The 23,342-nt window shown below is 60.7% G+C and carries 22 protein-coding genes; 20 read left to right on the top strand and 2 right to left on the bottom strand.

Annotated elements, in window-relative coordinates:
- Position 1: 1 nt before the first annotated feature.
- The 16 genes from C2L66_RS24410 (at position 2) to C2L66_RS24335 (ending at position 15,247) form a co-directional block, all read left to right on the top strand.
- Positions 2–1,168: a thiolase family protein gene (locus C2L66_RS24410; RefSeq protein ID WP_060606069.1), complete on the top strand. Its 1,167-nt coding sequence runs from the start codon at positions 2–4 to the stop codon at positions 1,166–1,168.
- A complete protein-coding gene (locus C2L66_RS24405) occupies positions 1,165–1,470 on the top strand; it encodes a Zn-ribbon domain-containing OB-fold protein (protein WP_060606072.1) in 306 nt (101 codons plus the stop codon). The genes C2L66_RS24410 and C2L66_RS24405 overlap by 4 nt, the downstream gene beginning before the upstream one ends.
- A gap of 116 nt (positions 1,471–1,586) precedes the next feature.
- Entirely contained in the window at positions 1,587–3,077 is a 1,491-nt protein-coding gene (locus tag C2L66_RS24400) for a 2-hydroxymuconic semialdehyde dehydrogenase (protein WP_060606075.1), read from the top strand.
- On the top strand, positions 3,074–3,499 hold the full coding sequence (locus C2L66_RS24395) for a RidA family protein (protein WP_060606078.1): 426 nt from the start codon (positions 3,074–3,076) through the stop codon (positions 3,497–3,499). Before C2L66_RS24400 ends, C2L66_RS24395 begins: the two co-directional genes overlap by 4 nt.
- Before the next feature lie 48 nt (positions 3,500–3,547).
- On the top strand, positions 3,548–4,081 hold the full coding sequence (locus tag C2L66_RS24390; protein WP_060606081.1) for a 3-hydroxyanthranilate 3,4-dioxygenase: 534 nt from the start codon (positions 3,548–3,550) through the stop codon (positions 4,079–4,081).
- A gap of 24 nt (positions 4,082–4,105) precedes the next feature.
- Complete coding sequence (locus C2L66_RS24385; RefSeq protein ID WP_060606084.1) at positions 4,106–5,140, top strand: amidohydrolase family protein; 1,035 nt, start codon at positions 4,106–4,108, stop codon at positions 5,138–5,140.
- Positions 5,130–5,843 carry an SDR family NAD(P)-dependent oxidoreductase gene (locus tag C2L66_RS24380; RefSeq protein WP_060606088.1) on the top strand — a complete coding sequence of 238 codons (714 nt, stop codon included), beginning with the start codon at positions 5,130–5,132 and terminating at the stop codon, positions 5,841–5,843. The genes C2L66_RS24385 and C2L66_RS24380 overlap by 11 nt, the downstream gene beginning before the upstream one ends.
- A gap of 48 nt (positions 5,844–5,891) precedes the next feature.
- Complete coding sequence (locus C2L66_RS24375; RefSeq protein ID WP_060606091.1) at positions 5,892–7,130, top strand: dienelactone hydrolase family protein; 1,239 nt, start codon at positions 5,892–5,894, stop codon at positions 7,128–7,130.
- Between the two features lie 115 nt (positions 7,131–7,245).
- A complete protein-coding gene (locus tag C2L66_RS24370; RefSeq protein ID WP_060606094.1) occupies positions 7,246–8,367 on the top strand; it encodes a porin in 1,122 nt (373 codons plus the stop codon).
- A 194-nt stretch (positions 8,368–8,561) separates the two neighbouring features.
- Positions 8,562–9,347 carry an indole-3-glycerol phosphate synthase TrpC gene (gene trpC / locus C2L66_RS24365; protein WP_060606097.1) on the top strand — a complete coding sequence of 262 codons (786 nt, stop codon included), beginning with the start codon at positions 8,562–8,564 and terminating at the stop codon, positions 9,345–9,347.
- Positions 9,348–9,411: 64 nt separating this feature from the next.
- On the top strand, positions 9,412–10,209 hold the full coding sequence (gene mhpD, locus C2L66_RS24360) for a 2-keto-4-pentenoate hydratase (RefSeq protein ID WP_060606099.1): 798 nt from the start codon (positions 9,412–9,414) through the stop codon (positions 10,207–10,209).
- On the top strand, positions 10,206–10,973 hold the full coding sequence (locus C2L66_RS24355) for a 2-keto-4-pentenoate hydratase (RefSeq protein ID WP_060606102.1): 768 nt from the start codon (positions 10,206–10,208) through the stop codon (positions 10,971–10,973). The genes mhpD and C2L66_RS24355 overlap by 4 nt, the downstream gene beginning before the upstream one ends.
- A 223-nt stretch (positions 10,974–11,196) precedes the next feature.
- Positions 11,197–12,159, top strand: a complete 963-nt coding sequence (locus tag C2L66_RS24350; protein ID WP_060606105.1) for an acetaldehyde dehydrogenase (acetylating) — start codon at positions 11,197–11,199, stop codon at positions 12,157–12,159.
- Positions 12,156–13,199 carry a 4-hydroxy-2-oxovalerate aldolase gene (gene dmpG / locus C2L66_RS24345; protein WP_060606108.1) on the top strand — a complete coding sequence of 348 codons (1,044 nt, stop codon included), beginning with the start codon at positions 12,156–12,158 and terminating at the stop codon, positions 13,197–13,199. The genes C2L66_RS24350 and dmpG overlap by 4 nt, the downstream gene beginning before the upstream one ends.
- 218 nt (positions 13,200–13,417) lie before the next feature.
- A complete protein-coding gene (locus C2L66_RS24340; RefSeq protein WP_233444971.1) occupies positions 13,418–14,212 on the top strand; it encodes an MBL fold metallo-hydrolase in 795 nt (264 codons plus the stop codon).
- Between the two features lie 279 nt (positions 14,213–14,491).
- On the top strand, positions 14,492–15,247 hold the full coding sequence (locus tag C2L66_RS24335; protein WP_060606115.1) for an AraC family transcriptional regulator: 756 nt from the start codon (positions 14,492–14,494) through the stop codon (positions 15,245–15,247).
- A 22-nt stretch (positions 15,248–15,269) separates the two neighbouring features.
- Here C2L66_RS24335 and C2L66_RS24330 read toward each other — a convergent pair whose 3' ends face one another.
- Positions 15,270–16,922, bottom strand: a complete 1,653-nt coding sequence (locus C2L66_RS24330) for a DHA2 family efflux MFS transporter permease subunit (RefSeq protein WP_060607231.1) — start codon at positions 16,920–16,922, stop codon at positions 15,270–15,272.
- 290 nt (positions 16,923–17,212) lie between these two features.
- Between C2L66_RS24330 and C2L66_RS24325 the strand changes: the two genes are divergently transcribed.
- The 3 genes from C2L66_RS24325 (at position 17,213) to C2L66_RS24315 (ending at position 20,115) form a co-directional block, all read left to right on the top strand.
- Positions 17,213–17,872 (top strand): alpha/beta hydrolase, encoded by a 660-nt coding sequence (locus tag C2L66_RS24325; RefSeq protein WP_060607234.1) that lies wholly within the window; start codon positions 17,213–17,215, stop codon positions 17,870–17,872.
- A 223-nt stretch (positions 17,873–18,095) separates the two neighbouring features.
- Complete coding sequence (mreB, locus tag C2L66_RS24320) at positions 18,096–19,148, top strand: rod shape-determining protein (RefSeq protein WP_054930562.1); 1,053 nt, start codon at positions 18,096–18,098, stop codon at positions 19,146–19,148.
- A 184-nt stretch (positions 19,149–19,332) separates the two neighbouring features.
- The gene (locus C2L66_RS24315; RefSeq protein ID WP_054930611.1) at positions 19,333–20,115 is read left to right on the top strand and encodes an alpha/beta fold hydrolase; all 783 of its coding nucleotides are present in this window, start codon (positions 19,333–19,335) and stop codon (positions 20,113–20,115) included.
- Between the two features lie 15 nt (positions 20,116–20,130).
- Here C2L66_RS24315 and C2L66_RS24310 read toward each other — a convergent pair whose 3' ends face one another.
- Entirely contained in the window at positions 20,131–20,532 is a 402-nt protein-coding gene (locus tag C2L66_RS24310) for a hypothetical protein (protein ID WP_054930561.1), read from the bottom strand.
- Between the two features lie 404 nt (positions 20,533–20,936).
- Between C2L66_RS24310 and gltA the strand changes: the two genes are divergently transcribed.
- Positions 20,937–22,238: a citrate synthase gene (gene gltA / locus C2L66_RS24305; protein ID WP_060606116.1), complete on the top strand. Its 1,302-nt coding sequence runs from the start codon at positions 20,937–20,939 to the stop codon at positions 22,236–22,238.
- Positions 22,239–23,342 lie beyond the last annotated feature (1,104 nt).

The raw sequence follows: 23,342 nt of genomic DNA, 5'->3' as shown, positions 1-23,342 counted from the left end.
AATGACACTCGACAAATGCGACGAAGCACTACTGACAGCCGGTGTGGAAATACCGTACCGGCGACAGGCGACGTCAGATTCCACAGGCGATCTGCTTGCCCGGGCCTTCGCCGCCGCGCTCGACGAATCCGGGTTCACGGCGAAAGACATCGACGGGCTCGGCGTAGCGTCTTTCACACTGGCTCCTGACCATGCTATCGATCTCGCCTGGCGCCTCGGACTCAGCCCACGCTGGTGCATGGACGATTGTCACGGTGGAGCAAGCGCCATCAATATGCTGCAGCACGCTATACGCGCAATTCAGCACGGCGACGCGAAGGTGATTGCGCTGGTGTCCGGCGACCGATTCGAGCCCGCTGACTTCAAGCAGCTGGTCGATCACTACAACCTGACAACGCGAAACTGGTTGCGCCCGCTCGACCTGGGTGGGCCGAACGGACTGTTCGCGATGCTCACGCAGCGTCACGCGAAGCGTCACAACCTGACTAGACGCGACTATGGGGCGCTGTGCGTCGCGCAGCGCGCCTGGGCAGCGCTGAACCCGAATGCTATCTATAGAACGCCGCTGACCATCGACGACTATCTCGAAGCGCCGATCATCGCTGACCCGTTGGGCCGGTTCGATTGCGTACCCGTGGTCAGCGGCGCCAACGCCGTGATCATCGCGCGCGCCGATCTCGCGCGTCGCGCCCGGAATGTCCGTGTGCGTTCTCTGCAATGCCGTTACAACGGCGACGACCAGACAGGGGATGGCACTGAGACTTCATTGGCTACGATCGCCGGCGATTTGTGGCGGCAGGCAGGCGTCACGCCGGACGACATCGACATGGTCTCCGTCTATGACGACTACCCCGTGATGGCGATTGCGCAACTGGCGGATCTCGGCTTCGCGCCCGACGGCGACCTGCGGGCGATGATCGCGCGCATCGCATCGCGCGACCTGCCGGTGAATACCTCCGGTGGTCAACTGTCCGCGGGGCAGGCAGGAGCTGCGGGCGGCATGCATGGTCTCGTGGAGGCGCTAGCCCAATTGCGCGGTCGTGCGGGGGAGCGGCAGGTGCCGAATGCCCGGCTGGCGCTCGTGAGTGGCTATGGAATGGTCGAGTATCGCTATGGCATGTGTGCGAATGCCGTGGTGCTCGAAGCGGTTGAGCGAGGTGTGCAATGACGCTCAAGGTATTCCAGTGCAAACAGTGCGGTTCGACCGTGTTTCCTGCGCGTTATTTCTGCTTCGAGTGCGGTGGCGCTGGGTGGCTCGAGCGAGCGGCCGAACGCGGCACTGTTGACGAATTCACGACGGTGCGCCGTCGCGTCGGCGCACAAGACGGCGCAGACGTGCTTCTTGCGAGCGTTACAACGGACGTTGGCCCGATCGTCATCGCGCGGCTCGAGCGCGCCGTGCGGGTAGGCGACGACGTCGGCCTTGCAATCGACGAACACAACCGCGTTCTCGCGCTACCCATCGCCTGAGCCGTGGCGCAACTGTTCGTCCAGCGACGCCGACAGATGTGGCGGAGGGGTGTGAGGATCCATGCAACCTCGAACATGTGCGTGGAAAGGCAAATTCAATCAGGCAGGAGAAGGGTGTGACATCACAATTGGTTTCGACCTCGCGCGACGGGCAGCTGTTGCGCCATTACATCAACGGTGAGTTCGTGGGGAGCAGCACGACCTTTGCAAACCTGAGTCCGGTCGACGGTCGCAAGCTTGCCGATGTCTGTGAGGCGGACGCTGCGCTGGTCGATAACGCCGTCCGTGCGGCTCACGCTGCGCAGAGAGCCGGCTGGCGCGACACCACGCCGGCGCAGCGGGCGGTTTGGCTGCATAAGATCGCAGACGGCATCGAGGCTCGCTTCGATGAGTTCGTGGCCGCCGAAGTTGCCGATACCGGTCGTCCGGTCGCGCAGGCCCGCACCCTCGACATTGCACGCGGCATCGCGAATTTCCGAACCTTTGCGGATCTTGTCCGCACGGCAAGCGGTGAGTTCTTCGAAACGCACGCAGCGGACGGCAGTGAGCTGATTAACTACGTGACGCGCAAGCCCCTCGGCGTGATCGGCATCATATCGCCGTGGAATCTGCCCTTGCTGTTGTTCACCTGGAAGGTGGCGCCGGCGCTGGCCATGGGCAATTGCGTGGTCGCCAAGCCTTCCGAGGAGACACCCAGCTCCGCTTCGTTGCTCGCCGAAGTCATGCACGAGGTCGGCTTGCCACCCGGCGTCTTCAATCTGATTCATGGGCATGGTCAGAACGCGGCGGGCGAATTCCTCACGCGGCATCCGGATATCAGTGCAATCACCTTCACAGGTGAGTCGCGCACCGGCAGCACGATCATGAAGGCCGTTGCGGACGGCGTCAAAGAGGTTTCTTTCGAGCTGGGCGGCAAGAATGCGGCCGTCGTGTTCGCGGACGCCGACTTCGATGCGGCGGTCGCCGGCGTACTTAAATCGAGTTTCACGAACGCCGGCCAGGTCTGTCTGTGCAGTGAACGCGTGTACGTCGAGCGGCCGATCTTCGAACGCTTTGTGACTGCCTTGAAGGAACAGGCGGAAAAACTGCGCGTCGGGGCGCCCGACGACCCGGCTACGACGATGGGACCGCTCATATCGCGCGGCCATCGCGACAAGGTGCTGTCGTATTTCCGTCTCGCCGTCGAAGAAGGCGCCACTGTCGTGACGGGAGGCGGCGCACCGAGCTTTGGCGACGCACGCGATGACGGCGCGTTTGTCATGCCGACGATCTGGACTGGCTTGCCCGATTCCGCCCGATGCGTACGCGAAGAGATATTCGGACCGGTGTGCCACGTCGCGCCGTTCGACAGCGAAGAGGAGGTCGTAAAGCGCGTCAACGACAGCGCTTATGGCCTTGCCGCAAGCATTTGGACAACACAGCTTGCGCGCGGACATCGAGTTGCCAGGCGAATCGAGACAGGAATCGTATGGGTCAATGCCTGGTTCGTGCGCGATCTGCGCACGCCATTCGGCGGCGCGAAACTGTCGGGACTGGGACGCGAGGGCGGTCGCCATTCGCTCGACTTCTATTCGGAATTGACGAACGTCTGCGTGAGGATTGCATGAATCAGACCACTGAAGGGCGTGTAGTGCCGGGCAAGGCGACGCCGCGCGGGCGCTTCCCGCATATCGCGCGAGCCGGCGACTTTCTGTTCGTATCGGGCACCAGTTCCCGACGTCCGGACAACACAATCGATGGCGCATCGGCTGATGAATTCGGCACTGCCACACTCGATATTCGTCGACAGACGCGCGCCGTCATCGAAAACATCCGCGACATCCTGAAGAGCGAGGGCGCGGACCTTTCGAACCTGGTCGAAATCTCAGCGTTCCTGGTGAACATGAGCGACTTTGGTGGCTACAACGAAGTGTATGCGGAGTATTTCGACGAGACGGGTCCAGCACGAACCACTGTCGCCGTTCATCAGTTGCCGCATCCCCACCTGCTTGTCGAGATGAAAGCAGTCGCATACGTGCCGGTACGCTGAAATGCCAACCGCACGCTCAACGTATCGATTCTTTTAAGCGAGACAAGCATGCTGAGTTATGGAAAGCCGTTCAACTTTGAACGTTGGATCGACGAGCACGCGCATCTATTGAAGCCGCCGGTCGGCAACCAGCAGATATGGCAGGACAGCGACTTCATCGTCACAGTGGTGGGCGGACCGAATCGGCGAACCGACTATCACGACGATCCGCTCGAGGAGTTTTTCTATCAACTGCGCGGCAACGCCTACCTCAACTTGTGGATCGACGGCAGGCGCGAGCGCGTCGAACTGAAAGAAGGGGATGTATTTCTACTGCCGCCGCACGTACGTCACTCGCCCCAGCGGCCAGAGCCGGGAAGCGCCTGCCTCGTGATAGAGCGTCAACGTCCGGACGGCGTAATGGATGGATTCGAGTGGTATTGCGATGCATGCGGGGAGCGCGTTCATCGCGTCGAGTTGCAACTAAAGAGCATCGTCGACGACCTGCCTCCGCTCTTCGAAGCATTTTACGCATCGGAAGAAACGCGTCGCTGTCCGCGCTGCGGCGTTGTTCATGCGGGCAAGCAAGGCCGAGCTGATTAACGGAACCATCCAGAGCAAATCAACATGACAGTGCGAATCGACATGCATTCCCACTTTTTTCCGCGTATTTCGCACAACGAAGCAAGTGGGCTAGATCAAGAGCATGCGCCGTGGCTCAAGGTCGATACAGACGGCGAGACGGGGATGATCATGACAGGCAAGCGCGAGTTTCGACCCGTCTATCGCGCTTTGTGGGATCCCGCCACGCGGATTGAAGAGATGGACAGATGCGGCGTAGACATCCAGTTGATGTGCGCGACACCCGTGATGTTCGGCTATCGGTACGCTGCAGCAGCGGCGCATGAATGGGCCGTGCGCATGAACGATCGCGCGCTGGAATTCTGCTCGCACGCGCCGCAGCGCCTGATGCCGTTGGCTCAAGTGCCGCTGCAGGACGTCGAACTGGCGTGCCGGGAAGCCTCGCGTGCACACCGTGCCGGTCATCGGGGCGTGCAGATCGGCAATCACCTGGGCGCGCGCGATCTCGACGACGATCAACTGGTGACGTTTCTCACGCATTGCGCGAACGACGATATACCGGTGCTCGTGCATCCATGGGACATGATGACGGACGGTCGCATGAAGAAGTGGATGTTGCCCTGGCTCGTCGCCATGCCGGCTGAAACACAGTTGAGCATAGTGTCGCTGATTCTCTCGGGGGCGTTCGAACGCATCCCGAAGACACTCAAACTTTGCTTCGCCCATGGCGGCGGCAGCTTTGCGTTCTTGCTGGGCCGCGTGCAGAACGCGTGGGAGCAACGAGACATCGTTCGCGAGAATTGCCCGAACCCGCCGGCTTCGTACGTCGATCGCTTTCATGTCGATAGTGCCGTCTTCAGCGATGGTGCCTTGCGGTTGCTCGTGGAGACGATGGGCGAAGACCGTGTGTTGCTCGGCTCCGACTATCCGTTCCCACTGGGCGAGAAGGTGGTGGGCGACCTTGTAACGAATCACCCGCAATTGAGCGACGCAGCGAAGGAGAAAATCCTCGGCGTCAATTCCCAACGTTTTTTCAACCTGGCGCCTCAGTGCGGTTCAGGAGGTCGTAATGCAAATTGAAGGCTGCGTGGCATTCGTGACGGGCGCCGACCGCGGGCTCGGTGCGGGTCTGCTCGATGCGTTGCTGGAGCGGGGCGCGCGCAAGGTCTACGCGGGCGTCAAGAAGATGGAAGGCGTCGCGTACGGTGATCCGCGCGTCGTGCCGGTTGAAGTGGACATCACGAACATCGACCAGGTGGCGAGCGCGGCGTCCAACGCCAATGACATCACGCTACTGATCAACAACGCAGGACTGAACCGGACGCAGCCGGTACTGGAGACCAATGACGCGGAAGCGGCGCGTGCCGAAATGGAGGTGAATTACTTCGGCACGTTAAACATGATGCGTGCATTCTCACCGGCGCTCAGATCGAACGGCGGCGCGATCATCAACATTCTTTCGATACTCGCGCGCGTCGCCCTGCCGTCGATGGCGTCGCTGAGTGCATCGAAGGCTGCCGCTCTTCGAATGACGGAAGGCGCGCGAGCCGAACTCGCGCCGCATCACGTCCGGGTCATTTCTGTTCTTCCCGGACCCATCGACACGGAAATGAGCCGGAACGTCCCGCCTCCGAAGATCCCGGTCGGAGAAGCAGTCGACGCCGTGCTTGCAGCATTGGAGGGCGGAGCGGACGAGGTCTACATGGGCGCGATGGCAGAAGAGATTGCGCGTGAACTCGCCGCGGATCGTCAGGCGCTGCATGCGCGCCTTTTGATTATTTGAACGCACCCTAACCCGCAATAACGTTGCATTGAGTAAAGGACGAAGATCATGAACGGTGAATACATTGACATTGATGCGGGCAACGGCCAAGCCTTTTCCGCGTACCTCGCGCGGCCCCGGCAAGGGTCCGGGCCGGGCTTGATCCTGTTGCAGGAAATCTTCGGCATCAACGCCTATATGTTGGACATGGCCGATCGATTCGCCGAGGAAGGTTATGTGGTGCTGGTGCCCGACCTGTTCTGGCGCATGAAGCGCGGCGTCAATCTCGGCTACACCGGCGAGGACTTTGCCACGGCGTTGCGATACAACGACGAGTTCGATGTTGATCTGGCGATAACCGACATTGCGTCGACGATCAGGACCCTCCGCTCGCTCGATCAACACGTCGGAAAAGTCGGCGCGGTAGGCTTTTGCCTGGGCGGAAAACTCGCGATGCTGGCCGCTGCTCGCACGGAAATCGACTGCGCGGTGAGTTACTACGGTGTCGGGCTCGATGCCTATATGGAAGATGTGCCGTCGATCCGCTGCCCGATGGTTTTTCATTTTGCTGGTAATGACGCGTTATGCCCCGAGGCAACACGCGAGACGATCCAGTCAGCACTTTCCGCACTACCTGCGGTCGAGCAATACGTGTATCCAGGCTGTGACCACGCTTTCGCGACCCCGCAACGTGAGCACTTCGACAAGCCGGCAGCGATGATGGCTTATTCACGCACTCTCGCGTTGTTGCGTAAAGTGCTCGGACCGATCTATGACCTCAATTCCATCTGGGAATTGCACTGCTACCACGAGTTCGAATCGCGCGATGTCGATTCGATCATGCCGACCATGGTCTCGGCGCCCTATGTCAATCACGTGCCGACCATGACGGGCGGGGTGGGATACAACGATCTCAAACGGTTCTACAAGTATCACTTCGTTCACGCCAATCCGGGGGACGCCCGTTTTATTCCGATCTCGCGCACCATCGGTGCGGACCGCATCGTCGACGAATTCATCTTCTGTGCAACGCACGATCGCGAGATCGACTATATGCTTCCGGGGCTGGCGCCGACCGGCAAGTACTTCGAGATTCCCATGCTCGCCGTGATCTGTTTCCGTGGCGATAAGTTGTACAACGAGCATATCTACTGGGATCAGGCGTCGGTGCTGGTACAGATTGGCGTTCTCGATCCCACGGGGCTGCCGATCGCCGGAATCCAGACGGCGAAGAAGATGATCGATGAGACCTTGCCAAGCAACGAGCTGATGAAGAACTGGGCCTCGAGCGAAGGGAAACCAATCTGAAGTTGGGTAGGCAGCGGGGAGCCTGACGTCGGCGCAAGCCGGATCCGCTAGTCGAGCTTTGCTTTCAAAGGAAAAATCGTGCCCCGTCGCGGGCATCAACCATACGGGTTCCGTCATGAAAATGAAGTTAGGTGTACTGGCAGTTACGGCATTTGCGTCCGCCTCGGCAATGGCACAAAGCTCGGTGACCCTCTACGGAATCATTTCCAATGGGCTGGGTTATGTCAGCAATCAGGGCGGCCACACCAACTGGACGATGATAAGCGGAGCCAATCAGAATAATCGCCTGGGATTCAAGTTGAATGAAGACCTGGGTGGCGGCCTGTCAGCAGTCGGAACGCTGGAGAACGGCTTCGACAGCAACAGTGGCAAGCTTGGGCAAGGCGGGCGGATGTTCGGACGGCAGGCATTTGTCGGACTGTCGAGTCCGACGTACGGAAGAATCACTTTCGGCCGCCAGTATGACGTGCTGTGGGACTATCTGAACCGTATCGAGCCACAGGCCATGGGTCCAGGTCTGGGCGTCAGTGTCGGCAGCAACGACAACATCGAAGGAAACTTCCGATACAGCAACTCCGTCAAGTACACCAGTCCGGTGTGGGGCGGTTTCGGGTTCGAATCGCTATACGCGTTCAGCAACAAGGCGGGCAGCTTCCAGCAGAACCGTGCGTTCAGTGCTGGTGTCAATTTCGACGCGCGTATGCAGCGATATTCGCTTGTCTACGTTGAAATTGACCATCCGGGCACGGCGAACCCGGGTGGTGCGGTCAGCGACGACTATGCCGGCGCTCCTTTCCAGCTGTTTCATTCGAGCCCGCTCAGTTCTTCCGTCGGGGTGCGCAAACAGCGCGTGATAGCAGGAGGAGCCGAGTACAGCTTCGACAGGCTTAGCCTCGGCGGCATTGTTTCTGATGTCCGCTATGACTACCTGGATACCACCAGCCTGCATCTGGACAACCTTAGCCTGGTCGGCGTGTACAAGTTCACCCCGGCGCTGTTCGCTTCGGCTGCCTACCTGTATACGCACGGCACTTACGGCGGTCTTGACTCGAACCCGCACTGGAACCAGGGGCAACTGAGTCTCGACTATTTTCTTTCAAAGAGAACGGACATATTCGCCTACGCCAACTACATCCGTGCTTCAGGTTCAAGGGCGACAGCCGTGCTGTTCCTGTCATCGCCGTCGAGCACGAAGGAGCAAGCGGCTGTGGTGGCGGGGATACGTCATAAATTTTGACGCTGCGCTGAAGTCTCCTGGAAGCGGGCCTGACGGCCAGACGGCTGCATGTGTCGCGCAGTGACGCGCGAGACCGACGGACGGGCAGTTGAGCCCCTGGCCAGAGAGAAAAACCGCCATCGCCGCTGCAGGCGCGGCAGTCGAGCGTTGAGAGTGGGACTTGTATCGGAACAGACAATGGTTTGCACAACAGTATGAATACGATTCTCGACCGGATTATCGATTGCAAGACTCGCGAAGTTCGGCTGGCAGCAGAACGCATGCCGCAAACTGCGCTTCGAGAGATCGCAACGACCGTCGACTCAAGAGACTTCATTGCTGCCCTTCGCGACAAGCGTAGCAAAGGCCTGCCCGGCGTTATTGCAGAGGTGAAAATGGCCAGTCCGTCCGAAGGCATTCTGAGGCCGGACTTCGATCCCGCGGCTATTGCAACCTCGTACGAGGAGGCGGGCGCAGCCTGTCTCTCCGTGCTCACCGACTGGACGTTCTTCAAGGGATCGGCATCAGACCTCGGTGCGGCGCGTCGTGCGTCAAGCCTGCCGGTCCTCCGGAAAGACTTCATCGTGGACGCTTACCAGGTTTGGGAGGCGCGAGCAATGGGCGCCGACTGCATCCTGCTGATTGCAGCAGTCCTCAGTCCCGGTGCAATGAGGGAACTGGAGAGTCTCGCGTCCGAACTAGGCATGGCTGTGATCGTGGAAATTCATAGCGCTCGTGAGCTGGACTCGGCGCTAATGTTGAAGACCCCGCTAATAGGCGTGAACAACCGCGATCTGGCGACTTTTGCAACGACCATCGAAACAAGCGTTGCAATGCGCCGACTCATCCCCGATGACAGGGTCGTGATTTCGGAGTCGGGCATTCGGAGCGCGGACGATGTAAGAAAGCTCCGGGCGGTAGGCGTCGATCATTTTCTGATCGGCGAAGCGCTGATTCGAGCGGAGGACCCAGGTGCAGCGCTCAAGCGTATCTTTTATTAGGCATCGCTGAAGCGGCACCGGTATTTAAGTGCATTGCACTCATAGTAGAGAGATCAGGAAGATCATGCGAATCCAACAGGCGGCGGCCGCGCTACGAAACGCAGCGAAGACACGCAAGTACATTGCGCCATTGCGTGAGACGTACGAGGAACTGAGTATTGAAGAGGCGTATGCGATTCAGCGGATCAACACAGAACAGCAACTGGCAGATGGTCGGCGCCTCGTTGGCTGCAAGGTTGGCTTGACGTCGCTGGCGGTACAAAAGCAACTCGGTGTCGAGCAGCCCGACTTTGGCATGTTGTTTGATCACATGGGCTATGGCGACGGCGAGGCCATTCCGGCTTCAATCCTCACTCAACCGAAGATCGAAGCGGAAATCGCGTTCGTCATCGGCCGCGATATCACAGAGAGTAATCCGAGCCACGTCGAGGTGCTTGGTGCGATTGAGTACGCGCTACCCGCACTTGAAATCGTGGGCAGCCGTATTGCGGACTGGAATATTCGCATCGCCGATACGATCGCCGATAACGCATCGTCATGCGCGTACGTTATCGGCACCAGCCCGCGCAAGCTGTCGAGTATCGATCTGCGTCTTTGCGGCATGGCGATGGAGCGGGGTGGAGAGCTTGTTTCAGTGGGTGCGGGCGCCGCGTGTCTGGGCAACCCGGTCAACGCCGTTGTGTGGCTCGCCCGAACGATGAATGCGCTTGGCACGCCGCTAAAAGCTGGCGACCTTGTTTTATCGGGAGCGTTGGGCCCGATGGCAGCCGTCAGCCCTGGCGATGTATTTGAGGCGCGCATAAATGGACTTGGCTCGGTCCGCGCAGTCTTTGACCATGATCTAAGCGAGGCACGTCAATGACGACCACGATGGAATATGCGAGGCAGCTCGATGAGGCAGCAGCCAACGCGACGGAAATGGCCCAGTTCGACCCGGAAAGCAGGCTATCGCTGGATATGGCTTATGCGATTCAGGCGGCGTCGATCCAACGTCGCGTCGAGCGCGGCCATCGACGCGTAGGTGTCAAGATGGGCTTTACCAGCCGCGCGAAGATGCTCCAAATGGGCCTGTCGGATGTGATCTGGGGACGTTTGACTTCCGATATGCAGATCGAAGAGGGCACGGCGATTGATTTATCACGCTTCGTGCATCCGCGGGTCGAGCCCGAAATTGCGTTTGTACTAAAGCGATCGCTCGATGGCGATGTGACAGGACCACAAGCGTTAGCCGCTGTCGAGGCCATAGCGCCTGCGCTCGAAATCATCGACTCACGCTACAAGGACTTCAAGTTCACGCTGCCCGAAGTGATAGCGGACAACGCGTCGTCGAGCGGCTATGTCATCGGTCCTTGGTGCGACCCGAGTGTCGACGTTTCGAATCTTGGCCTCACGCTGAATATCGATGGACGCGTCGTGCAGGTCGGATCAACCGCGGCATTGCTCGGCCATCCATTGCGGTCACTGATCGCCGCCGCACGGCTTTCCGCTGAGGCGGGCGAGCCCTTGCAGGCGGGGTGGGTCGTGATGGCAGGTGGGGCGACTCCGGCGGAATGGATCAAGCCGGGACAACATGTGTCGGTCGATATCGAACGATTGGGCAGCGCGCACTTTGACATCAGGAGGTGACGCAAGGCAGGCCTCCTCGACATACAGGCACTAGTCACATTTATCAGATGGCAGGATCTGGTAGCGAGATTCGCGCAAGGAGCCGCGGGCACCTGCGTCGCCATTGCGGGCGCTAACGCTGGGTGTACGAATTGAGAGTCGGTCGTGCTACAGGCATGTTGCCGCCAGCACTATCTACGGACGGCGCCGTACGGTTGGCCGTACACACATTTTGGAGCGACACATGAATGAGAGGGTGAAGGTCGCCATCATCGGACCTGGCAATATCGGCACTGATCTGATGATCAAGGTCATGCGAAATAGCAGGCATCTGCAAATGGGTGCTATGGTTGGCGTCGATCCGAATTCGGAAGGCTTGGCGCGTGCGGCACGCATGGACGTACCGACGACAGCAGAAGGGATCGACGGCTTGCTGCGGCTGGAGGTATTCAAAGAGATCGATATCGTTTTCGATGCGACATCAGCAGGCGCGCACAGACATCACAACGACGTGCTGCAGGCGCATGGGATTCAGGTGATCGACCTGACGCCCGCTGCGGTCGGCCCATATGTGATCCCATCGATCAATCTGGAAGAAGAGAACGCGACGAACATGAATATGGTGACCTGCGGCGGCCAGGCGACCATTCCTATAGTGGCGGCCGTTTCACGCGTTGCTAAAGTTCACTATGCGGAGATCGTCGCGTCGATTTCCAGTCGATCTGCGGGGCCAGGAACGCGCGCAAATATTGACGAATTCACCGAGACGACGCGGGCCGCTATCGAAAAGCTTGGGGGAGCGGAGCGCGGTAAGGCGATTATTGTTCTCAATCCTGCGGAGCCGCCGTTGATCATGCGCGACACCGTATTCGTGCTATCGGAAAACGCGGAGCCGGCGGCTATCGAGGCGAGCATCGCGGAAATGGTGCGAAGCGTGCAGGATTATGTGCCGGGTTACCGCCTGAAGCAGTCCGTCCAATTCGACGTCGTGCCGCCGGACAGACCACTCAACGTCCCTGGCCTTGGTCCGCGGCACGGGCTGAAAACATCTGTATTTCTCGAGGTGGAAGGCGCTGCCCACTATTTGCCGTCGTATGCAGGCAACCTCGACATCATGACGTCGGCCGCACTCACCTGTGGTGACATGATGGCAAAGCGCCGGATGACCGCCGGCATCGCTCGCGGTAACAAGGAGACGGCGCAATGATTTCAGCTGAAAAGAAACTTTACATCTCGGACGTTACGCTGCGCGACGGCAGCCATGCGATCCGTCATCAATACAGCATCGGCCACGTCAAGGCGATTGCTGCGGCCCTCGACGATGCCGGCGTCGACAGCATTGAAGTCGCTCACGGGGACGGACTCCAGGGATCGAGCTTCAACTACGGATTCGGCGCTCACACCGACGTCGAATGGATTGCAGCCGCAGCGCAAAGCGTCGAGAGGGCGAAGATTGCTACGTTGCTGATCCCCGGCATCGGTACTACTCACGATCTACGGCAGGCCTTTGATGCAGGCGCACGTGTTGTACGCGTCGCAACGCATTGCACGGAAGCCGATGTTTCCCGCCAGCATCTCGACTTTGCTCGCGAGCTTGGTATGGATGCGGTGGGTTTTCTTATGATGAGCCACATGACTACACCGCATAAGCTGGCTCAACAGGCGAAGATGATGGAAACGTTCGGCGCGACGTGTATCTATGTGGTCGATTCGGGTGGCGCGCTAGGCATGAACGATGTCCGCGACCGGTTTCGGGCATTTAAAGAGGTTTTGAAAGCCGACACTCAAACTGGAATTCATGCGCACCACAATCTGAGCCTCGGCGTGGCTAATTCGCTGGTTGCAGTGGAAGAGGGGTGCGATCGCATCGATGCGAGTCTGGCTGGCATGGGCGCGGGCGCGGGTAACGCGCCGCTCGAAGTGTTCATTGCGGCGGCACATCGACAGGGCTGGAATCATGGCTGCGACTTGTATCGACTCATGGACGCGGCCGACGATCTAGTCCGGCCGCTTCAGGATCGGCCGGTACGTGTTGACCGCGAAACGCTTGCGCTCGGTTTCGCCGGTGTTTATTCAAGCTTCCTGCGTCATGCAGAACTCGTCGCCAGCAAATATGGGCTGAAGACCGTCGATATTCTGGTCGAACTCGGCGTGCGCAAGATGGTTGGCGGCCAGGAAGACATGATCGTCGATGTAGCGCTGGATCTGCTAAAACGTCAAGCGCCGACCACTAGTGAAGCGCAGTGAGCCGTTGTGACGGAGGCGTCGCCTCGTGTCCTTTTGATAGTCGCAGCGAGTAGCTGCGATTCTGGTCGACCATCATGCAAACCCTCTCGGCTTCCCGTCCGCATCAGCCGCTTGCGTACCAGTTGAAAATCGGTGCTGTCAAAGTCACCGTAATAGCGGAGTCAGTCGCGCCGCTACTGCGATGGCAGGAACTCTATCCCCAGGCGACGGAGCACTCCATGTCGGAGTCCGTCGCCGCTTCGGATTCCAAACTCTACGACGTGAGCAGCGGGCGGTTCGTCGTCGCTATCCAGGGCTTTCTCATCGAAAGCGAGGGTACCACGCTGTTGGTGGATACCTGCGTCGGGGACTGCAAGCTCAGAGCGCGAGGCGAATTCAACGACGCCCGTTTCGGCTGGCTGAGCCGGCTGCAGGCGACGGGTATCCGTGTCGACGACGTCGACCTGGTGCTTTCCACGCATCTGCATGTCGATCATGTCGGTTGTAACACCTACTACGCCGACGGCGGATGGCGGCCCACGTTCCCGCGGGCGCGATACCTGTTCGTCGACGAAGAGTTCGAATTCTGGACGAGTGACTCAGCAACGTCTCCGCTCGAACGTACGGGTGACTACGTCGGGGATAGCATCCTCCCGCTGTTCGAGTTCGGAGTAGCCGATTTCATCAATGCGAGGCATGTGATCACTCCGTCGATTTGCGTGATCCCGCTCCCGGGACATACGCCAGGACACGTTGGGGTTCGCATAGAAAGCGACGGACAGCGCGCGGTGATTTCGGGGGACCTGTTCCATACGGCCATTCAGTGCGAAAACCCCGACTGGAACACCCGATTTTGCGTCGACCCCGAGCAGTCTCGTCAATCCCGGCGAATTTTTTTCGAAACGCACGCCGACTCCGATACGCTAATCCTGCCAGCGCACTTCCCTTATCCGTGCGCCGGCTTTATCCGGCGCACGGATACCGCCTACCGATATGAGTTTATTAGCCCTGAGAGGATTTTGGATCTGCTCTAGCCAGTTCCTGCTGCGGGGCTGCTAACTTTCGCAACTCCGCACTGGCGCGATGCAACATGATTTTATGTGGCCCATTTGCTGCCGCAAACTTTGACCACGTCTGCCGCGTGAAACTCCAACGGTGCCATCGCCCTTCCGGTCAAGATTGCCAGCAGACTTTGATGTTTTCCCATATTTATTGGACCGGCCGCGCTGCTGCACCGCGATAAAGCATGCAAGCGCGCTGCATGCTAGTCTTGATGGGTTTCGCTCCCCAACAGGGCTAAACGGACACGTTCAATGAGTGCTGGGCTCCCTGATCCCGATTCTTTTGCCCGTTCTGCTTTCGTGCTGGGCGTGCGCCACGACGCGCTCGACCAACCGTGGCGGAGCCTGCGCCGCGCGCAGTTCGTGCAGGTCGCGGAAGGCGTGCTGGCCGTGCATACGGAGGGCGGGCTGTGGGTCGCGCCGTCGCATCACGCTGTCTGGATATTGCCGGGCGTGTTGCACAGGATGTCGTCGGCGACGCCCGTCGTGTTGCGCATCCTGTATGCCGACGAGAACGCGCTGCCCGCGCCCGCGCGCTGTTGCGTGGTGGCCGTGAGCGGCCTGATGGACGAGTTGCTCGGGGCGGCGTCCGGATTCGATGCGACCGCGCCCGCCGACGCCGAGCAGCTGCGCCTGCTGGCAGTGATCGCCGACCGCCTGCCGAGGCTGACGGAAGCGGCGCTGTCGCTGGTATATCCGCGCGATCTGCGCGCGCGCCATATTGCCGACGCGCTCGCTGCCGATCCGGCGCGCCCCGGCGTGCTCGACGATTTCGCCGGGCAGGCGTCGATCACCGCACGCACGGCGGCGCGGCTCTTCACGAAGGAAACGGGCCTGACCTTCGGCCAGTGGCGGCAGCAACTGAGGCTGTTGACTGCGTTGATGCGGCTTGGCACCGGCGCGAGCGTCACACAGGTGGCGCTCGAGGTCGGCTATAGCGATGTGTCGTCGTTTATCGCTGTGTTCAAGGACGCGCTGGGCGAGACGCCCGCGCGTTTCTTCCGCTAGGGCTCACGCGCGGGCGTCGGCATCAATGCGCGCCCGACGCATCCGCGCCACCGCCGCCGCGCGCGGGCCGCGTGATCCAGATGAGCGGAATGATCAGCACGAAGATGATCGCCGACGCGTAGAAAATATCGTTGAGCCCCATCATCGCGGCCTGCGTGTTCACCGTGAAATCGAACAGCGCATTCGAAGTCGACGGACTCACATGCAGCAGCGACTGCGTGTTGTCGATCTGCTGCGCGAAGACGGGATTGTTGGCGTTGGCCTGCTCGGTCAGGCGTTCGTGATGAAGGATCGTGCGGTTATTCCACGCGGTGCCGGCGATCGACGTGCCCACCGCGCCGCAAAACACGCGCACGAAGTTCGACAGGCCCGCCGCGGCCGGCACCTTTGGGCCGGGTTGCCCGGACAGAATGATGGCCGTCAGCGGCACGAAGAACATTGCCATCGGGATGCCTTGCAGCAAGGTGGGCAGCACCAGATGCCATGTGTCGATCTCGACCACGTAGTTCGAGCGCATGAAGAACACGATCGCAAAGCCGACGAATGCGAGCGTCGCGATGATGCGCGCGTCCGAGCGCGGCAGCACGCGGCCCATCACGGGCGCGAGTATCACGGCGAAGATGCCGAGCGGCGCGGTGACGAGTCCGGCGTCGACGGAACGGTAGTTCAGGTACTCCTGCATCCATTGCGGCAATAGCACGAGGTTGCCGAAGAACACGCCGTAGGCGACCGAAATGGCGATCGTCCCGCCAAGGAAATTGCGCTGCGTGAAGAGCCGCAGATCGACGATCGGGTTCGGTTCCGTCAGTTCCCAGATCAGGAAGAACGCGAAGCTGATCACGGCCGTGACCGCAAGCGCGACGATCACGGGCGAGCCGAACCAGTCGAGGTCCTTGCCCTTGTCGAGCATGATCTGCAGCGACGCCACCCACGTGATCAGAAGGCCGAGGCCGACGACGTCGATGGGCAGCTTGCGGGTCGGCGTTTCGCGCGAGCGGTAGATCATCCACGTGACGCCCGCCGCGAAAATGCCGACGGGAATGTTGATGTAGAAGATCCATGACCACGAGTAACTATCCGTGATCCAACCGCCCAGCGCCGGGCCCGCGATCGGGCCGACGGTCGCCGTCATCGCCCATAGCGCGAGCGCCGTCGACGATTTCGCCTTCGGCCACGAGCTGAGCAGAATGGCTTGCGACAGCGGAATCAGCGGCCCCGCGACCACGCCCTGCAACACGCGCGCGAACAGCAGAATGGGCAGCGACGGCGCGACGCCGCACAGCCACGATGCAATCACGAAGCCGAGAATCGCGCCCACGAACAGCTTGATCTGCCCGAAGCGCTGCGTGAACCAGCCCGTCAGCGGAATCGATACGGCATTCGATGCGGCGAACACGGTGATGACCCATGTGCCTTCATCGACGGATACGCCGAGGTTGCCCGAAATGGTTGGAATTGCAACGTTGGCGATCGAGGTGTCCAGCACGTTCATGAACGTGGCCAGCGCGACGGCGAAGGTCGCGAGCGCCAGCTGACCGCCCTGCAGCGGCGGCGGCGCGGGCGGGCTCGGCGGCCCGGCCGGCTTCGAAGGGGCGGACGGCGGGGCGGACGACGGGTCAGGTTGTTTCGGTTCGCTCAAGCGGGTCTCCGTCGGTGAAAAGGTGTCGCGCGGCATCGGTTGCCGGGCAGGCTCGCGCGGCGCATCATCGCGATGATAGTCGCAAGCGCCGAACGGCATCGGCCAGGTGCCCAGGCGCGCGGCGCAGAGCGAATCAGAAATGCGTTGTCCAGTGCCGAGCCGTGCGCCGATGTCAGGTGTTGGGCGCTGCAGACGTTTTGCGTGAAAAGCACGCAAAAATACGGGGCGCGTCGTATGCTCCCGCCTTCGCGGGCGATGCCTGATCGGGCAGCGGCGCAAGGCCCGCGGTGCGCGCCGCGCAATATGAAAGTGAAAGGATGAAGGCGATGGCCTGGGAACAATTCGACAACGGCTGGCGGCTCGCACCCGCCGCGGGACCTGCGACTTCGCTGGTCGTGCTGCTGCATGGCGTCGGCAGCAATGCTCAGGACCTCGTGCCGCTCGCGGATATCTGGCGCGAAGCGCTGCCGCAAACGGCCTTCACGTCGCTCGACGGTAGCGAGCCGTTCGACGGCGGCTTCGGCGGGCGTCAGTGGTTCAGCCTGCGCGATGTCGACGAGCAGAACCGTCCGGGGCGCGTCGCGGCTGCGTGGCCCGCGCTGCACAAGATGCTCGACGCCGAGCTTGCACATCAGGGCCTCGGCTACGGCCAGCTCGCGCTAGTGGGCTTTTCGCAAGGTTCGATGATGTCGCTGCATCACGTGGCGACGAATCCGCAAGGCGCAGCCGTGGTGGTCGCGTTTTCCGGGCGGCTCGCGTCGCCCGTCACCGCGAAGAGCGCCACGCCCGTGACGCTGATTCACGGTGAAGACGATGCGGTGATCCCCGTCGAAGAAACCGAACGTGCGGCCATTGCGCTGCACGACGCGGGCTTCGACGTCGAGGCGTTCGCACTGCCGGGCGTCGGCCACACGATTTCCGGCGAAGGCGTGGCGCTGGGCCGCGAAACCCTCGTGCGCGCGCTTGCGCCGCTTGCTCGCAGCTGATTCCTTCGCATTCCCCTCCTCAGCGCGATACGTCTTTCGACCGCATGTAAGCGGCCGTAAGACGTTTTCGAAATCATTCTCCTAAAGTTCGCCTGGCATCTGCCGATATGCGATCAAGAGCCGGAAAAAGTTTCCGAGGAACGCACGCGCAGCATTGCTGCGCCGTACGTTTGACGTTTTCGCTGCTTGCAACGCAGCTCACTTCTTTCAAAAGAGCCTGAACATGGCCAGATCGAATGCGCAGTCATCGCTTTTTGGGCGCCTTTTCCGCTCGTCCGTGGCGGTCGATCTCGGCACTGCCAATACGCTGATCTATACCGACGACGGCGGCATCGTGCTCAACGAGCCGTCCGTGGTGTGCTTCGACAAGCAGGAGTCGGCGGGACGCAGGCGCGTCGCGCTGGTGGGCAGCGAGGCCAAGCAGATGCTCGGCCGCGTGCCCGTCAACCTCGAAGCGGTGCGGCCGATGCGCCACGGCGTGATCGCCAATTTCTCCGCCGCCGAGCACATGATCCGGCAGTTCGTCGATATGGCTCGCCCGCGTCCGCTCTTCGGGCGTCGCGCGGCGTTCACGATCTGCGTCCCGGCCAGCGCGACCCAGGTGGAACGCCGCGCGATCCGCGAGGCGGCGGCTGCCGCAGGGGCGTGGAAGGTGAACCTGATCGATGAATCGCTCGCGTCGGCCGTCGGCGCGGGCTTGCCGGTGTCGTCGGCGACGGGCTCGATGGTGGTCGATATCGGCGGCGGCACCACGGAAATCGGCGTGATCGCGTTGGGCGGCACGGCGTACAGCGGCTCGATCCGTGTCGGCGGCGATCAGCTGGATGCCGCCATCATCAAGCATGTGCGCAACAACTTCGGCGTGCTGCTCGGCGAGCAGACCGCCGAGCATGTGAAGAAGACCATCGGTTCGGCGCTTGCCGTCGTGCCGCCGGACACGATGCGCGCGACGGGGCGCGGCGTCGACGACGGCCTGCCCCGCACGGTCGAGCTGTCGACGCAGGACGTGGTCGACGCGATCGCCGCGCCGCTGCGCCAGGTGCTGGTGGCCGTCAAGGCCGCGCTGGAAAACGCGCCGCCCGAACTCGTCACCGATATCGCGGACGCAGGCATCGTGCTGACGGGCGGCGGCGCGCTGCTCGGCAATCTCGCGCGCTATTTCAGCAATGAGCTGGGCCTCGAGGTGCGCGTCGCCGACGAACCGCTCACGTGCGCCGTGCGTGGCGCCGGTGCGGCGGCGAGCGCAGGGCTGCTCGATTCCGCCGCGTACGACTGACGCAATCGTTTGACATTGCTTACAGCGTGCTTTCCGTCGCGCGCGTGAGTGCCGGCGTCATGTGAAAATGAGGCTTTTGCGGCGCGCAAATCATGGATAATGCGCGCCTTTTCATTTGCCTCTCTCAGTGAATCAGACTTCCGCTTCATCCACGCTTTCCATCGAATTGCCCAACGGCTTGCGCATGCCGTACGTCGAACAGGGCGAGGGCGAACTGCTGCTGTTCGTGCACGGCTCGCTGTGCGACTACCGCTATTGGGAGCCGCAACTCGCGGGTCTGTCGAAGCGTTATCGATGCGTGGCCGTGAGCCTCACGCATTATTGGCCCGCTGTCGAAACGCCCGCCGCGATCCCGTTCAGCTGGCGCAATCATGCCGATGAGGTCGCGCAGTTCATCGAGCGCTTCGGCGCGGGGCCTGCGCATGTCGTGGGTCATTCGCGCGGCGGCTGTGTCGCGTATCACTTCGCGCGGCATCATCGCCAGCACGTGAAGACGCTGACGCTCGCCGATCCCGGCGGGCCATTGCAGATTGCGGGACGCGCGCCGGCGAGCCTGCCGGAGACGGTCAATGCGCTACGCGCGCGTGCCGCGCAACTGATCGAAGAAGGGCAGGTCGACGCCGGCCTTCAGCTGTTCGTCGATTCCGTGAGCCGCCCGGGTTTCTGGGCGAAGAGCACCCCCGCCTTCCGGCGCATGGCGACCGACAACGCGCATACGCTCGCGCGCCAGTTTCGCGATCCGCTGCCTGCTTATACGCCTGAGAGCGCAAATGACGTGAAGTGCCCCGTGCTGCTGATCGACGGCGAGAAGAGTCCGCTGATGTTCCGGCGCGCGGCCGAAACGCTCGCGTCATGGCTGCCGGACGCGCGGCGCGAAACGGTGATGGGCGCATCGCATGGGATGAACCTCGCGCATCCTGCCGCCTTCAACCGCTTCGTCGACGCGTTCATTCAAGGTACGCGTTGAGCTTCTTTTAAAGCATCAGTCTTTAGCGTGCGCGTCGATGTCGAGCGCGCGCTCGGCGCCTTCGCCGATGAGGCCGCAATAGTACAGATGCACGCCGATTGCGAGCGAGTCGTGGCGGATTTCGTTGAATGCCTTCCACGCCTTGGCGGGTTCCTTGAACACGAGATAGTGCGCTTCCTGCGAGACGAGCCGCGCGACCTGATGCAGGCCATGTCCATGCAGACGGTCGACCAGTTCGTCGAGGCTGCGATGCGTGCGCGCGTCGGTGCGCGGATACAGCATGTGCAGCACGGCGACCTTTTCCGAGGCGAGTGCGGCCGACATCGCCAGTACGATGTCCTGGTGGTTCAGCGCCGTGACAGCGATGTCTTCGGCTTCTTCGGTCGCGGGAAAGAGCGTGTCGAGGTTCATGTTCATTGTGGTTATTCCTGTGTCTGACTTTAAAAAAGACCCGCCGTTTCAGTGGCGGGTCCAAGACAGCAATGTGTTTGCAGGGGAAGCTAAACACGGGTTCAGTATCTCAGACGCGATCGCGTTTGGCGTCTTGCGTAAAGCAAAACATTGTTGCTGCGGGTGCGCTTACTTTCATTTGTCTGTCGATGCGAAGCCTTGCCGGCTGGTCGAGTATTGCTTGGTGCGAGATGGATTGTTGCGCGCGAGGGATGCAATCAAACGCCGTGCGCGTCTTAGAATGCTGAGGGCTGCCGGTGCGGCAAAACGCGTACTAGCCGGCGCGCACGATTGTTGTCCGGGTGCGTTGTGAGGCGCGGCGCATCCGGCCTCGCATGTTCAGAGCAATGCAATGTCGAAAGGAATCCCTGATGAACGTATCAACGACTAAAGCCACGCTGTCGTTCTCCGATAGCGACGAGAAGATCGAACTGCCCGTTTATAAAGGATCGTTGGGTCCTGATGTCATCGACATTCGCAAGCTGTACGGGCAAACGGGCAAATTCACTTACGATCCGGGCTTCATGTCGACGGCGTCGTGCAATTCGGCTATCACGTATATCGACGGCGACAAGGGCGAGTTGCTGTATCGCGGCTATCCGATCGATAACCTCGCACAGAATGCGGACTTTCTCGAAACATGCTATCTGCTGCTGAAAGGCGAACTGCCTACTCTGGAGCAGAAGGCGGAATTCGAAGACACCGTGACGAAGCACACGATGGTGCATGAGCAGATGCACTTTTTCTTCCGTGGCTTCCGCCGCGACGCGCACCCGATGGCGATCCTCGTTGCCGCCGTTGGCGCGCTGTCGGCGTTCTATCACGACTCGCTCGATATTTCCGACCCGACGCATCGCGACGTGTCCGCGATCCGCATGATCGCCAAGCTGCCGACGCTGGTCGCGATGGCGTACAAGTATTCGATCGGCCAGCCGTTCGTGTATCCGCGCAACGATCTGTCGTACAGCGCGAATTTCATGCACATGATGTTCTCGACCCCGGCCGAGGAGTACAAGGTCAACGAAGTGTTGGTGCGCGCGCTGGACCGTATCCTGATTCTGCATGCGGACCATGAGCAGAATGCGTCGACGTCCACGGTTCGTCTGGCGGGCTCGTCGGGTGCGAATCCGTTTGCGTGCATCGCGGCGGGGATCGCGTGTCTATGGGGCCCGGCGCACGGCGGCGCGAACGAAGCGGCGCTGAACATGCTGGAAGAGATCGGTTCCGTCGACAACATTCCGAAGTTCATCGAGCAGGTGAAGGACAAGAACTCGGGTGTGAAGCTGATGGGTTTCGGTCACCGTGTGTACAAGAATTACGATCCGCGCGCGAAGCTGATGCGCGAGACTTGCCATGAAGTGCTGAACGAACTTGGGCTGCACGACGACCCGCTGTTCAAGCTTGCGATGGCGCTGGAAAAGATCGCGCTGGAGGACGAATACTTCGTATCGCGGAAGCTGTATCCGAACGTCGATTTTTACTCGGGGATCGTGCAGCGTGCGTTGGGTATTCCGACTGCGATGTTCACTTGTATTTTCTCGCTTGCGCGGACTGTGGGGTGGATCGCGCAGTGGAATGAAATGATCGCTGATCCGGAGCAAAAGATCGGGCGTCCGAGGCAGTTGTTCGTTGGGGAAACGTCGAGGGAGGCTCGGCCGATCGCTCGGCGGTGAGCGTTTTTTTTATTTGTATGGTGTGGGATTGAAGGCCGCTATACGCGGTGTTTTTTGAAAGTGCAGGCGCTGCTTCCGTATGACGGGGGTGGCGCTTTTTTTTTGTCTGCGATGGGGGGCTTTTTTTGATTGCATCTGCGACTTTTCTTTTGTGCTTCATGCTTCATGCTTCTTTGTTCGGTGGTTGGAGCTTTGCGCTGGCGTCCGCGATTTGTTGTCTTGCTTCACGCGTCGGCGCCGTTCGGTGTATTGGGCCTTTGCGCTGGCATCCGCGATTTGTTAGCTCACTTCACGCGTCGCCCCTGTGCGGGGCGGCACCTACTTTTCTTTGCCGCCGCAAAGAAAAGTAGGCAAAAGAAAGCGGCTCACACCGCCAGCGCTAATTCTTGCCTGAGGGCCCCCAAAGGGTCTTACGCTTCACACGGCAACCACGTGACCCACGTCCGTTGCCAACGCTCTAAATGAGCGCCTCACCCGCTTCACACACCCGTGTTTGAGCATGCCGCGCCAGACAGTCCACGGCCGCCCAGGTGGCAAACTGTGTGTAGGCCGTAGCGCCTCACACGCCTCACTCCGGACTGATAGCGCATGCGTCCCAACCCGGTAGGAGCGCCACGCTATACGACGCGACAACCTACACACAGTTTGCCACCTGGGCGGCATATACGGTTCGCAGCCGCTCGACCTGGTACGGGTGATCGAAGCGGGTGAGGCGTTTGTTCGAAGCGTTGGCAACGGGCACCAACCAAGGCGCTGGTGTGTGAAGGATGGGGACGTTGGGGACCCGTGGGTAAACGTCAAGAATTGGCGGTGTGAGCCGCTTTCTTTTGCCTACTTTTCTTTGCGGCGGCAAAGAAAAGTAGGTGCCGCCCCGCACAGGGGCGACGTGTGAAGCAAGCTAACGTAACGCGGATGCCAGCACAACGGTCAAAACACCGAACAAAGAAGCACGAAGAGGCACAAAGAAATCACGCGGCTGCAAGCACAAAAGACCAACCCCACAATGAACCACTACACGCCCCCAGCGTGTCCCAGTTCAACAGGATAGCGAAGCAATTAACGCGAAAATAAAGTCGCCGCTAGCGAAACAATCCCGCCCCCCCA

The sequence above is a fragment of the Paraburkholderia caribensis genome (genome assembly GCF_002902945.1).
In the GTDB taxonomy this organism is placed as follows: Bacteria; Pseudomonadota; Gammaproteobacteria; order Burkholderiales; family Burkholderiaceae; genus Paraburkholderia; species Paraburkholderia caribensis.
This window is presented reverse-complemented; position numbering and strand designations above follow the sequence as displayed.